Source organism: Microbacterium sp. SS28 (genome assembly GCF_022761035.1).
GTDB lineage: Bacteria > Actinomycetota > Actinomycetes > Actinomycetales > Microbacteriaceae > Microbacterium.
This window is the reverse complement of record NZ_JAKWJP010000003.1, coordinates 70,653-83,524: the sequence shown is the minus strand read 5'-3', so window position 1 is coordinate 83,524 and position 12,872 is coordinate 70,653. Positions and strand designations below refer to the sequence as shown.

Here is a 12,872-nt window from a genome sequence, read left to right as displayed (position 1 = left end):
GGGAGATGGCACTCAACTCGTATGCGCGCCTGACGCTGAACGGAACGGCGCTCACGGGCGACGTCAGCGCCACCGAGGTCGGTGGCCTGGACGTCTCATCCGGGTACGTCGAGGTGCGGCGACTCAGCTTCGGAGCGGCGACGGCGCGGAACGCCGACACCGGCGCGGCGGTCGGCCGTCGTCAGTACGAGCCCATCCGCATCCTCAAGCGGCTCGATGCCAGCACGCCGCTGCTCTACCGCGCTCTCGTGCAGAACGAGGTGGTCGCGGGAGAGATCCTGATCTTCGACACCGACCCGTCCGACGGAAGCACCCGGCACAGCTTCACCGTCGGGCTGGACGGCGGTGCGGTCGCGAAGATCGACAGCGTCATTCCCGACGTCTGGGATCCCGCCGTGTCGACGTGGATCCCCTACGAAGAGATCTCCTTCGTGTTCACGCACCTCACGCTCGTGCACGTGCGCAGCGGCAACACGCTCGAGGACCAACTGGGCGGAGGCGCCTAGGACGTCGGGAGCGGATGCCGTCGCTCAGGCGCCGCGGAGGCGCTCTGCGAGATACGACTCGAGACCCTCGAGCGGGACGCGCTCCTGGCCCATCGTGTCGCGGTCGCGGACCGTCACGGCCTGGTCGTCGAGCGTGTCGAAGTCGATGGTGATGCAGAACGGCGTGCCGATCTCGTCCTGACGGCGGTAGCGGCGGCCGATGGCGCCGGCGTCGTCGAAGTCGACGTTCCAGTGGCCGCGCAGGTCGTCGGCGAGCTTGCGCGCGACGGGCGAGAGGCGCTCGTTGCGCGACAGCGGCAGCACGGCGGCCTTGACGGGCGCGAGGCGCGGGTCGAGCTTGAGCACCGTGCGGGTATCGGTGCCGCCCTTCGCGTTCGGCGCCTCCTCCTCGTGGTACGCGTCGACGAGGAACGCCATCATCGAGCGCGTGAGGCCGAACGAGGGCTCGATGACGTACGGGATGTACTTCTCGCCGCTCGCCTGGTCGAAGTACGCGAGCGACTGGCCCGACGCCGCCGTGTGGCTGCCGAGGTCGTAGTCGGTGCGGTTGGCGACGCCCATGAGCTCGCCCCACTCCTTGCCCGGGAAGCCGAAGCGGTACTCGACGTCGATCGTGCCGGCCGAGTAGTGCGCGCGGTCCTCTGCCGGGACGTCGAAGCGCCGCATGTTGCCCGCGTCGATGCCGAGGTCGATGAACCAGTCCCAGCAGGCCTCGACCCAGTGCTCGAACCACTCCTGAGCCTCGGCGGGCGGCGTGAAGAACTCGATCTCCATCTGCTCGAACTCGCGCGTGCGGAAGATGAAGTTGCCGGGCGTGATCTCGTTGCGGAAAGCCTTGCCGACCTGGCCGATGCCGAACGGCGGCTTCTTGCGGCTCGCCGTGAGGACGTTGCCGAAGTTCACGAAGATGCCCTGCGCCGTCTCGGGGCGCAGGAAGTGCAGGCCGGACTCGTCGTCGACGACGCCCAGGTAGGTCTTGACGAGACCCGAGAAGGCCTTCGGCTCGGTGTACTGGCCCTTCGTGCCGCAGTTGGGGCACGGCACGTCGGCGAGGCCGTTCTCGGCCGCGCGGCCCTTGCGAGCCTCGAAGTCCTCGATGAGGTTGTCGGCGCGGAACCGCTTATGGCACTGCAGGCACTCGACGAGCGGGTCGGTGAAGGTCGCGACGTGACCGGATGCCTCCCACACGCGCTTGGGGAGGATCACGGAGGAGTCCAGGCCCACCATGTCGCCGCGCCCGCGGACGAACGTCTGCCACCACTGGCGGCGGATGTTCTCCTTCAGCTCCGTGCCGAGGGGGCCGTAGTCCCACGCCGAGCGGGATCCGCCGTAGATCTCGCCCGCCTGGAAGACGAACCCGCGGTGACGGGCGAGGGCGATGACTTTGTCGAGGCGGGACTGCTCGGCCACGGTGGCTCCAATGGTCGGGAGGAAGATCGCGGGATGCCGCGGGAATGCCGCGATCGCGGCATCCGTCAATCCTAGCCGGGCTGTGCAGGGCGAACCTGGGCGATCGGGCCGACCTCTGGCGCGCGCAGGCGGCCGGGCCTAGCATGTGCGGCATCGAGCGGGCGCACCGATGAGGAGGCTCCGCCATGGAAGAGACCACGAGCGACGAGACCGTCGAGCAGGAGGTCGAGGAGTTCGCCGGCAGGGTGTTCGGGCAGCTGCTCGGGGCGATGGAGCTGCTGTCGATCCATCTCGGCGATCGGCTCGGGCTCTATCAGGCGCTGCTGCAGGGACCTGCGACGGCGGCCGAGCTGTCAGAGCGTGCGGGCGTGCACGAGCGCTACGTGCGGGAGTGGCTCGAGCAGCAGGCGGTCGCGGGGATCCTCGAGGTCGAGGGCGAGACGGACGCCGCGTCCTTCCGTCTGCCGGCGGCGCAGGCCGAAGTGCTCACGAACCCCGCTTCGCTGGCCTACTCCGCGCCGTTCGCGCGTCTGTTCGTCTCGGCCGCCGCCCAGATGCCCTCGCTCCTCGCGGCCTACCGGTCGGGAGGAGGCGTGCCCTGGGCGCGCTTCGGCGCCGACGCGCGCGACGGGCAGGGAGACGTCAATCGACCGTGGTTCGAGCACGCGCTGCCCGACGCGCTCGCTTCGGTGCCCGCCGTCCACGACGTGCTCTCGAGGCCGGAGGCCGGCATCGCCGATGTCGCATGCGGGCACGGCTGGTCGACGATCGCGCTCGCACGGGCCTACCCCGACGCGATCGTCGAGGGCTTCGATCTGGACCGGCCGGCGATCGAGTCGGCGCGGGAGCACGCCGCCGGGATCGACAACGTCACCTTCGCCGAGCTGCGCGGCGAGCAGATCGCGGAGCAGGGCGAAGAGCGCTACGACGCGGCGTTCGTCTTCGAGGCCCTGCACGACCTGCCCGACCCCGTCGGCGTGCTCACGTCGGTGCGCCGCGCTCTGCGACCAGACGGGATCGTCGTCGTGATGGACGAGGCAGTCGCCGAGACGTTCGCGCCGCCCGGCGACGACGTCGAGCGGGCGATGTACGGGTACAGCATCCTGATGTGCCTGCCGGATTCGATGTCGACTCCGGGATCGATCGCGACCGGTACCGTCATGCGGCCCGCGACGCTCGAGCGGTACGCGCGCGAGGCCGGGTTCAGCGCCGTCTCCGTGCTCCCGATCGAGGGGTTCGCGGCGTTCCGGTTCTACCTGCTGGAGCCCTGACCCGGAGCGACCGGGCCGTCGTCGCCGGCCTCGCCGAAAGCGCGGTCCCAGTCCTGCAGCTCCTTGCGGCGGCCGATGAGTCCGTCGAGCGACACCTGGAAGAGCAGCCCCCGCCGGGCGTTGACCTGCTTGATGTTCTCGACGAGCTCGGTGGACACGGCGTCGAGCGCGTTCTGCACCTCACGCACGCGGTCGTCCGGGTCGTCCCACAGGTGGGGATGGGTCAGGATGTCGAGCAGATAGTCGCGGCCCACCGCGGCCGTCAGCTTGCGCAGCTTGTCGTCGTACTCGACGGCCGCGATGTTGACCTGGTCCTCTACGTTTCGCCGATCGAGGCGCGCGAACAGCTCGGAGACGTTGTCGGCGAGGACGGCGATCTGCGGGCTCGTCTGCGCGGCGACCTGGTTTCCGGATGCCCCGACGGCGGCATACTCGCCGACGAGGCCGCGCAGGATCGCGAGCTGGGCCTCGACGCCCTCTGGCAGGCTCGTCTGCTCGACGGAGCCGCGGCGCCGGCGGCGGAGACCCGCGACGACCGCGATGCCCGCTCCGACCAGCACCGCCGCGGCGAGCGCGAAGCCCACGATGACGCCGCCGTCGACGCCCGGCGCGTCGGGCTGGGCGGCGGGCTCGGCGGCCGCGGAGATCTGCTGGATCGTCGTGACGAGGGCGTCCTCGACCGAGTCTTCACCTTGAGCGACATTCGCGATCCGCAGGGCTTCTTCCTCGGGAAGCGCGTCGGAGTCCGCCGCGAGGTCGTCGCCGACCGCGACGATGATCGTCTCGTACTCGGTCTCGGCCATGAGAGTTTCGACGATCTCGGTCGGCTCGGCCTCGAGCTTTGCGTTCGCGGGCAGCACCGCGACGCCGATCGAGGCATCCCCGATCTGGTCGCTCAGCTGGACGGCAAGCTCCGGCGAGACACCTGCGTCAGGCGAGACGTAGACGTTCGACGTCTGGAGTGCCTCAGCCGCGGGGTCGACCCACACCTCGGTGCCCACGGTCGCCGGGGGAAGGTGCATGGCTCTCCCGCCGACTAGAAGTTGTTGATGACCGAGGCGAACACGAGGTCGATCTTGGCCGGGTCCGATGCGTCGAACCACTGCCCGCCAGTCGCCTCGGCGATGCGCTGCAGCGCCGACGTGTCGGCTCCTTCACCGTACGCGATCGGGAAGATGCGGACGGGAGCCGCGTCGCTGCCCTCGCGCGAGGCCTTTCCGATCTTCGCGATGAGCGAGTCGAGCGACATGGCCGAGTCGGTGTCCTGTCCGTCCGACAGCACGACGATCGCGTTGATGCGGCCCGGCTCGGCGCGCAGCTTCATCTCGTCGTAGGCGGCCGCGATCGCGTCGTAGAGCGGGGTCCCCTGACGGTTCGAGAACTTGAGGTCCTCGATGGAGGACTGCAGCGATTCGAGGTCGCTGGCGAGCGGGGTCACGTCGCGCAGCACGGCGATGTTCTCGCCGGCCTCCGACGAGATCCCCGTCGTGAACGCCCAGACACCGACCTCGTCGGTCTGACGGAAGTGGCCGAGCGTCTTCTGCGCCCCGTCGATCGCACCGTCGAGCTTCGAGCGGCCGTCGCCGATCGGGTCGTCCATCGAGCCCGAGATATCGATGAGCTCGAGCACCGACGAGGGCTTGCGGATCTGCGTCCACTGGTCGATCGCGGCCGAGACGACGTCGACGGCGGGCTTGGGGAGCGTGACTGTCGGCTTCGCAGGGTCTACGCCGTACTCCTCGGTGAACAGTTTCCCGAGCGGCACGGATTCGTCGAGGGGACGGAAGCCGAACTCCGGCAGGATCTTCTGCGCCTCCTGGGTCTGGACGAACGCCGCGAAGGCGAGGCCCGCCTCGCGCTGCTCGTCCGAGACCCAGTCCGCGCCGAGCACCGTGATGGGGTTGTCGGACCACATCGACCCGCCCGACGGGTAGACCGCGACGAGCTTCTCCTTCGGCGGCTTCAGGGTCTCACCCGGCTGCACCGTGTGCGAGTCGGGGTTGCCCTGGTTGTAGTTCAGGAGCGAGGTCTCCTCGACCGCGATCGCCGAGACATAGCCCGACCCGCTCGCGCCCTCCTGCGTCTGGTCGTACAGACGGGTCAGGACGTTGCCGGTCGTGTCGCCGTAGTGGATGACGCACTCCTCGAAGACGCGCGAGAAGTCGGCGGCGGCCGCGACATCGTCGGCGGTCAGATCGGAGGTCTTGCCGGATGCCTCGTACGACTGCATGAGGATCGTCGAGAGGCCCGTGGTGGAGGTGTTCGGGTTCGTCTTGGAGATCTTGAACGACCCCCACAGCGGCTTGCCGACGCTCGCCCACCCGGCGGGGTCGGCGCACAGGGCGGCGAGGTCCGAGATGCCGATCTCGGCGTCGGGCCAGCCGAGCGCCCGCGCCATCGTCTCGGGGACGCCGAAGACGACGGGCGTGTGCGTGAACGACTCCGGCTCGCCCGCGAGAGTGGGCGACGCAGCCGCCGCGACGCGGTCGGTCCACACGGTGGACGCGGGCGACCACAGGGTGGGCCACCGACGCGTGTTCTCGTCGGGCCAGTCCTCACCGGCCGTCAGGAACCGCGTCGCGTTGCCCGACGAGACGTTGATGGGGCGCGCGGTCGCGCACGTGTCGAGGGCCTCGTGCTCGGGCGACTCCTTGAACGCGTCAGCGAGCGCGTCGAGCATGTTGACCTTCTCGGACGACGTCGCGACCACGACGTTCGTGCAGCCGTCGTCGGCGAAGTCGCCGTCGGCGGTGTCGACCTGCGGGTCACCGCCGCCGAAGCATCCCGTCAGCGCGATGAGCGACGCGATCGCGAGCGCCGAGAGGCCCGCGAGACGCGCGGAACCGGGCCGTCTTCTCTGCGGCGAGGAGGGATCAGAACCGGCGGAAGCACGCCGAGGGCCGGCCATCATGTGGCAAGCATAAGCGGCCGGATGCACGGATGCATCGGCGTGTTCCTGCGACGGCGCCGCGCGTGCAGCGGGCGTGCGTCGCGCGTGCGCCGGGAGCGCGTCAGCGGACGAACGGAATCGTCGCAGGGTAGGTGAACCACTGACCGCCACCGGCCTTGACGGCCGCGACGATCGGCAGGACGAGCGCGGCGATTCCGACGACGATCAGGATCGGGATGCCGATCAGGACGATCGTCAGGATGCCGCCGACGGCATAGGCGATGAGCAGCGTCAGCTGGAAGTTGAGCGCCGTCGCGGTGTGCGCGCGGACGAACGGCCCGCGGTCTTTCAGGACGAGATAGCCGATGAGCGCGGGGATGAAGCTGAAGAAGATCCCTGAGAGGTGCACGAGCACCGCCCACAGCTTCTCGTCCGAGGGGTTCAGGGGCGCGGGGCTTCCGCCGTAGGGGGCGGGGTTCGGGTACGTCACTCGACAACAGTAGATCCGCGCCGCGGCGGGCGCGCGGGGGCTGTCCCCCGAGTTCGCTGCGGGCTGTCCCCGGTCACGGGGATCCGAATCCGCACCATCCTGCGACCCACGTCAGGATCGCTCCGCGCATCTCCTCGCTCGCGGGGAGTTCGATGGTGCCGGGCTCGCCGCCGACCTCGACGTCGAGGGTGAAGACGGTGCCGCGCTTGTCCTCCTGCACGGCATGCGGATCGCACCGCAGCGGTACGAGCGGCAGCGTCAGCTCGACCGGCGTCGCATCCCCCGCCGCGACCGCGATCTCGAGTGGGTGGATCGTCGCGTCACCGGCCCAGGTCAGCAGATTCGTCGAGTGGATGCTGTCGATCCGCGCTGCGGCGTCGCCGGTGGGCTCCAGGGTGAGCGTGAGGGCTGCGGGCTCGCCGGGCGGCGACGGGATGAACGACGAGAAGGAGAGGGCGACGGCGTCCGCGACCTGCTCGGCGCGGCATTCGCGGTCGTGCAGGGGCCCGAGGACGTCGAGCGGATCCGGCAGTGACGCGGCGGCTCCTCCCGCGACACTGTGGACGTCGAGCCACACCCGCGTGTCGCCCTGAGACGCGTCGCAGTCCGCCGGCGCGAGCTGGACGCGGATGTCGACGGTCCGGCCGGGCGCGATCGTCGACGTTCGCCCCTCGTTCACGCGCCTCGAGCCGGCCGGGAATCCGTCATCCTTCATCACGACGTCGCCGACCTGGATCGCCTCATCGGCGCCGTTGTGCACTCGGACCTGCCCCTGGCGCGAGGCGACGTCCGACCGCAGCTGGACGAACTGGACAGACACGCCGTCGGGAAGCGGCCCGGGTCCCGGGTCGTCGCCCCTGCCCGTGTCGCAGCCGGAGAGCAGCGCGAGGAGCGCGAGGAGCGCGCCCGCCCGGAGCAGCTGTCCCGTCGGCATCTTCGGACGCTACCGTCGGAGGATTTCGCGCGCGACAGTGAAGTCGTCGAGAGCGAGCGGGTCGATCTCGACCCCGAGGCCGGGCCCCGTCGGGACGCGCACATGCCCGTCCTCGAGCACGGCGGGCTCGGTCACGATGTCACGGTGGTAGAACCGGCTCGACGCCGAGACGTCGCCGGGCAGCGTGAATCCGGGGAGCGCCGCGAGCGCCGCATTGGCGGCGCGCCCGATGCCGGTCTCGAGCATGCCTCCGCACCACACGGGCACCGAGGCATCCCGGCACAGATCGTGGATGCGCACCGCTTCGAGGTACCCGCCGACGCGTCCGGCCTTGATGTTGACGACGGATGCCGCACCCAGCGCGAGCGCGTCGGTCGCGGCCTTGAGCGACACGATCGACTCATCGAGGCACACGGGCGTCGTGAGGTGTCGCGCGAGCGTCGCGTGGTCGACGATGTCGTCCTCCTGGAGCGGCTGCTCGATGAGGAGGAGGTCGAACCGGTCGAGCTCGGCGAGCGTCTCGATGTCGGCGAGCGTGTAGGCCGAGTTCGCGTCGACCTGCAGCGGGGTCGCCCCGAACTCCGCGCGTACGGCCGCCGTGTCGGCGACGTCGCGACCCGGCTTGATCTTGATCTTGATGCGGACGTAGCCCTCGTCGAGGTAGCCGCGCACGCTCTCGACGAGGGCCGCCGGATCGCGCTGGATGCCGACGCTCACGCCGCTCGGCACGCGGTCCCGCACGGCGCCGAGGTACTCGCCGAGCGGGCGGCCCTCTGCGCGCAGCGCCGCGTCGAGGACCGCGAGCTCGAGGCCCGCCTTCGCCATGCGGTGGCCGACGAAGGGCTCGAGGATGGGGGCGACGTCCTCGGGGGCCAGGGTGCCGCGTCCGAGGAGTGCGGGAACGAGGAAGCGCGTCGCGACATCCCACGCGCCCTGCGTGTACTCGCTCGAGTAGAGCGGCGACGCCTGCGTCACGATCTCGCCCCAGCCGTCGCCGTCGGTCGTGAGGGCGCGCACGATGATGACCTCGCGCACCGTCTCCGTGCCGAACGACGTCGTGAACGGAGCGACGAGCGGCACGTTGAGGACGCGCAGCTCGAAGCCTTCGAGGGCGACGGATGCCGCGGGCCGGGCGATGGGCATGCGCTCAGGCTACGCCCGGGGCGGGTGTCGGCAGGCTTGCCGGTCCCCGAGCCCGCCCAGGCGTCGCTCGGCGACGGTGGAGCCGCGGCTCTCAGTTCAGGGGGCGCGTGCCCTCGGGGATCGCCTGACCGGTGTGGACGCCGCGCACCAGGTCCTGCAGGGCCGTCAGCGCGACGCGCTGCGACCACGGGCCGAACGACACGCGTGCGACGTCGAGGGCTTCGAGCGTGATGAGCGGGAGCGAGCCGGGCACCGCGATGACCGACAGTCTGCGCGGTCCGAAGGCGTCGACGAGCGTCTTCACCTGGTGCTCGTCGAGGCGGCCGGGCACGAAGACGACGGGCGCGCCGGCGGCCAAGTACGCCTGACCGCGGGTCACGGCATCCTGCAGGTTCTCCGCCGGCGTGCGGTCGCCGCCCCGGACGAACGCGTCGGTGCGGGCGTTGAGCACGAAGGGGATGCCCTCGGCCTCGCCCGCCGCGAGGGCCGCCTCGACTCCGCGCACGGCCTCGTCGAGGGGCTTGAGCTGGTCCTCGATGTTGGCGCCCACGACACCGACCCCGATCGCGCGGCGGATCGTCTCGCCGACGTCGCCGTAGCCCGCCTCGAGATCGGCCGAGACCGGCAGGTCGGTCGTCTCGACGATGCGGCCGATCGCCTCGAGGTGCAGCTCGAGCGGGATCTGCTCACCGTCGTCGTAGCCGAAGCTCGCCGCGATCGAGTGGCTTGCCGTCGCGAGGGCCTCGGTGCCCGGCTCGGCCGCGACGACCTTCGCCGAGATCGGATCCCAGACGTTGACGACGGTGAGGAGCTTCGGGTCTTCGTGGAGGGTCAGAAGGCGGTCGGCCTTTTCCTGCAGTGTCATGCGTCGAGTCAACCGTGTCCGCCCGGCCGCGTCACCCCTCTCGTCGCACGCGGAAACGCCCCGACGCGAGGTCAGCCCCAGGGTGCGGTCGTCGACTCGCCGGGCCGGCGCAGTCGCAGCGCGGCGGGCGCGGGCCACGGCAGCTCGAACCGCTCGACGGGCGCGTCGATCGCTCCGAAGTCGTCGGTCTGCACGACGACATGCCCCGCTTCGCCGACCCGCCCGGGCGTCACCTCGACGAGCTTGACCCGCAGCGGCTCGCCGGCGTCCTGCTCCAGCATCCAGATCTCGGCGAGCCACGACAGCCCCGCCGACTCGAGCGCCTCTTCCGCGTCCAGCCAGTCGACGGGCCCGGATGCCTCGCGCCCGAGCAGGTCGACGGCCACCCAGTGCTCGCCCTCGGGGCGGATCCAGCCGAGCAGCTCTCCGTCGTCGCGGCGGTGCGCTGTCCAGTCGGCGGGAATCATCCCGCCACGCTATCGCGGCCCCGTCAGGCGATCCGCCGCGCGTCCATGTGCTGCTCGAGCCACCAGGTCGCGCCGCCGTCGGCCGACGACCACCCGTCCCACGTGAAGGAGTCCTCGGCGATGTCGCTGAAGTTCCAGCGGATCGGGATGTCGCCCTCCGGCGTGAACTCGACGCCGTCCTGGCGGATGCCGTCGTCGCCGTGTGCGCGGGCGATGAGCGCTCCATAGTTCGCGTGGAAAGTGCCGAACCAGTCGACGCGCCACGCGCCGATGCGCGGATCGTAGGCGCGGACCGTCGTGCCGGCGACGACGGGATCCCTGCCGCGGTCGCTGCCGACGATGACGTCCTGCACGGCGCGCCCACCGGCGATCCACGAGAAGATCCACGTGCGCTCGCTCGTGGTCCACTCCCCCTCGGGGGACGCGCGGTAGCGGTTCTCGACGCGCCACCGGCCGACGAGTCGTCCGAAGAGCGCGAGCTCGGCGGCGAGCGAGGGCTCGGCCGCGTCGGCGACGAGGGTGGATGCGAAGTCGCTCATGCGCTCACGGTACGCCGGCGCGTCCACATCCGTCATGGGCGGACCCGACGGCGCCGCGACGACGTCTCGGGTCAGACCGGGAGCTCGGCGAACGCGCGGACCGGGAACGTGCCGAAGCCCTCGACGGCGGGCGGAGCGGCCGTGAAGCGGGCGCCCTGCGGCGGGAGCGCGCCGAGGTTCGTGAGGTGCTCGACGACGTGCACGCCTGCGCCGAGCAGGAGCGTGTGCGCGGGCCGCTCGCCGCCCGACTCCGTGTCGTCGATGTTGAGCGCGTCGATCCCGACGAGCGCCGCGCCCGCCTCGATGAGGTGGCGCGTGCCCTCCTCCGTCAGGAAGGGCGACCCCTTGCCGTACTCGGGCTGCCCGAACCAGCGGTCCCAGCCCGTGTGCAGCAGGACCGCCGCGCCGCGCACGTCGCGGTCGGCGAGGGTCTCGGCCCGGATGCCGCGGCGCTCGGGCGTCCACGCGTCCTCGAGGTGGAACACCTCGGCGCGCAGCCCGACGAGCGACGCGAGGTCGAGGCCCGCGAGGTCGGCGCCTTCGCCGTACCGATGGAAGGGCGAGTCGAGGTAGGTGCCGGTGTTGCCGATCATCGTGATGACGTCCATCGCGAACTCCGTGCCGGGGGCGTAGCGGGACCGGGAGTCCTCGCGCGTCAGGTGCGGCGTGATGGTCGGGGCGGGCAGGCCGGGGTAGGTCACGAGCCCCGCCCGGATGGGGTGGCTCAGGTCGACGACGCGGGGAGCGGCATCCCGGGTCTCCTGTGCATTCGCGATCCCGCGACTGCCGCGATGCGGCTCTTCCACGATGCGGAGTCCCCGCAGCTCGACCTCGTCGACGAGCGCGAGCCCCAGGTGCTGCACAAGCAGCCGGCCGATCGCACCGGCGTCGAGGTCGGGCGAGGGCAGGTCGAGCCGGAAGCCGACGCCGGCGAGTCCCCCGCCGTTGGCGAACGTGAGGTCGAAGTCGAAGTGGGCGCGATAGTCGGGCATGCGCGTCAGCCTAGGACGACGGATGCCGGCGCCCGCCGGTTCGCCGGAGATCGGCAGTCCGCCGGTCCCGCGCGGCAGGAATCCTCCGACGCAGCGCCGATCTCCGACGCTGCGGCGGGGATTCTCCGGTGCCGTCCGGGCTGAGACCCGGAGCGGCACCGGAGCGTCGGGCGTCGGTCAGTTCAGCCCGATGTGCTTGCCCGGGTGCCCGTTGTTCACCTGGACGATCGTGCCCGGGACGGGCGGGAGCGTCGGGTCGAGGTTGATCGTCGTACCGGCCCAGAGCGTGCCGTCCGCGGCGGTCTCGACCGCGATGACGTTCTGCAGCGGCGTGTAGTCCGACTTCTTGCCGTTCTTCTTGACGACCGAGATCTTGCCTGCGAAGTATTCCGCGACGTAGATCTCGCCCTTCCAGCCGATCGCGAGGTTCGTCGCACCGAGGAATCCGCCGGCGATCTTCTGCAGGGCACCCGTCGACGGTGTGAACTTCCACAGCGAGCCGCGCGCCCCGAGGACGGGGCTCTCCGGTCCGCCGGGAAGCGTCGTGACGTACAGCGAGCCGTCGGCGGCCACCTCGACGTCGGTGGGCACCGGCTCGAAGGCGTAGGTCACACCCGCGACGCACTCCGGCAGCTCGAGGGCCGCGGCCATGTCGGCGGTGATGACGACCGGCTGGGGCGGGAGGACGGCGAGCGTGCTGACGTCGCCTTCCGCATCGATGCTCCAGAGGGCGTTGGCGCCGGCATCCGCCACGACCCACCCGTCGCCGTACGCGGCGACCGAGTAGGCGTGCGAGTCGATCTGACCCATGTAGTCGTACGGGAACCCCATGGACGCGAACGCATCGGCGACGCAGTCGCTCGGGTTGTCGATGCCGTAGTGGTTGACGCTGTCGGGGTTGTTCGCCGCCTCGTACGCGTGCGTGTCGGCGTAGACCTTCTGATCGCCGGGCCCCCAGAGGTTGAGGCCGCTCTCGAGGTTCTCGCCCGTCTCGAAGTCGGACACCGTCGTCGTGAACGCCAGGACGCTCCCGTCCGCCGAGAGGTCGACTCCCGACGTGCCCGGCTGATCCATCGCGACCGGCGCCAGCGAGCCGTCGCCCTGCAGCGTGCCGACGAGGCCCGTGAAGCCATCGGCGACGTATACATCCGACCCCGGCAGTGCGAGATTGAACGGAGCGACGACCTGATCCGACCGGACTTCGGGATCCGGATGGTTTCCCTTCCCTGCCGCCGACGCCATGACCGGCGTGGCGAGTACGAGTGCCGCGACAGCGACACCGGCCGCGAGCGCGCGTGATGTGCGCATCGATACCTCCCAAGTAGGTCGCCCGCCTCTTTGCGGGCGCTCGACTCCGCGCGGCGA

At 70.8% G+C, this 12,872-nt stretch carries 13 protein-coding genes; 2 read left to right on the top strand and 11 right to left on the bottom strand.

The window, feature by feature from the left end:
* Positions 1–5: 5 nt before the first annotated feature.
* Positions 6–506 carry a type VI secretion system tube protein TssD gene (gene tssD, locus MJ607_RS09580; RefSeq protein WP_243075362.1) on the top strand — a complete coding sequence of 167 codons (501 nt, stop codon included), beginning with the start codon at positions 6–8 and terminating at the stop codon, positions 504–506.
* A 24-nt stretch (positions 507–530) separates the two neighbouring features.
* Here tssD and MJ607_RS09575 read toward each other — a convergent pair whose 3' ends face one another.
* On the bottom strand, positions 531–1,916 hold the full coding sequence (locus tag MJ607_RS09575) for a glycine--tRNA ligase (RefSeq protein ID WP_243075361.1): 1,386 nt from the start codon (positions 1,914–1,916) through the stop codon (positions 531–533).
* A 185-nt stretch (positions 1,917–2,101) separates the two neighbouring features.
* On the opposite strand from MJ607_RS09575, the gene MJ607_RS09570 reads away from it, so the two are divergent.
* Positions 2,102–3,187, top strand: a complete 1,086-nt coding sequence (locus MJ607_RS09570; protein WP_243075360.1) for a bifunctional 2-polyprenyl-6-hydroxyphenol methylase/3-demethylubiquinol 3-O-methyltransferase UbiG — start codon at positions 2,102–2,104, stop codon at positions 3,185–3,187.
* Here MJ607_RS09570 and MJ607_RS09565 read toward each other — a convergent pair.
* The 10 genes from MJ607_RS09565 to MJ607_RS09520 form a co-directional block, all read right to left on the bottom strand.
* A complete protein-coding gene (locus tag MJ607_RS09565; RefSeq protein WP_243075359.1) occupies positions 3,169–4,209 on the bottom strand; it encodes a hypothetical protein in 1,041 nt (346 codons plus the stop codon). The genes MJ607_RS09570 and MJ607_RS09565 overlap by 19 nt on opposite strands.
* A 14-nt stretch (positions 4,210–4,223) precedes the next feature.
* Entirely contained in the window at positions 4,224–6,098 is a 1,875-nt protein-coding gene (locus MJ607_RS09560) for a substrate-binding and VWA domain-containing protein (RefSeq protein WP_243075358.1), read from the bottom strand.
* 100 nt (positions 6,099–6,198) lie between these two features.
* A complete protein-coding gene (locus tag MJ607_RS09555; RefSeq protein WP_243075357.1) occupies positions 6,199–6,567 on the bottom strand; it encodes a DUF4870 domain-containing protein in 369 nt (122 codons plus the stop codon).
* Between the two features lie 73 nt (positions 6,568–6,640).
* Positions 6,641–7,501 (bottom strand): hypothetical protein, encoded by an 861-nt coding sequence (locus MJ607_RS09550; RefSeq protein ID WP_243075356.1) that lies wholly within the window; start codon positions 7,499–7,501, stop codon positions 6,641–6,643.
* A 9-nt stretch (positions 7,502–7,510) separates the two neighbouring features.
* Entirely contained in the window at positions 7,511–8,644 is a 1,134-nt protein-coding gene (menC, locus tag MJ607_RS09545) for an o-succinylbenzoate synthase (protein ID WP_243075355.1), read from the bottom strand.
* Between the two features lie 91 nt (positions 8,645–8,735).
* Complete coding sequence (locus MJ607_RS09540) at positions 8,736–9,509, bottom strand: isocitrate lyase/phosphoenolpyruvate mutase family protein (protein ID WP_243075354.1); 774 nt, start codon at positions 9,507–9,509, stop codon at positions 8,736–8,738.
* Positions 9,510–9,580: 71 nt separating this feature from the next.
* Positions 9,581–9,976 carry a hypothetical protein gene (locus MJ607_RS09535; RefSeq protein WP_243075353.1) on the bottom strand — a complete coding sequence of 132 codons (396 nt, stop codon included), beginning with the start codon at positions 9,974–9,976 and terminating at the stop codon, positions 9,581–9,583.
* 23 nt (positions 9,977–9,999) lie between these two features.
* Positions 10,000–10,515, bottom strand: coding sequence for a hypothetical protein (locus tag MJ607_RS09530; protein ID WP_243075352.1), 516 nt, complete (start codon positions 10,513–10,515; stop codon positions 10,000–10,002).
* Positions 10,516–10,586: 71 nt separating this feature from the next.
* Positions 10,587–11,507: a cyclase family protein gene (locus tag MJ607_RS09525; RefSeq protein ID WP_243075351.1), complete on the bottom strand. Its 921-nt coding sequence runs from the start codon at positions 11,505–11,507 to the stop codon at positions 10,587–10,589.
* A 177-nt stretch (positions 11,508–11,684) separates the two neighbouring features.
* Positions 11,685–12,815: a ScyD/ScyE family protein gene (locus tag MJ607_RS09520; protein ID WP_243075350.1), complete on the bottom strand. Its 1,131-nt coding sequence runs from the start codon at positions 12,813–12,815 to the stop codon at positions 11,685–11,687.
* Positions 12,816–12,872 lie beyond the last annotated feature (57 nt).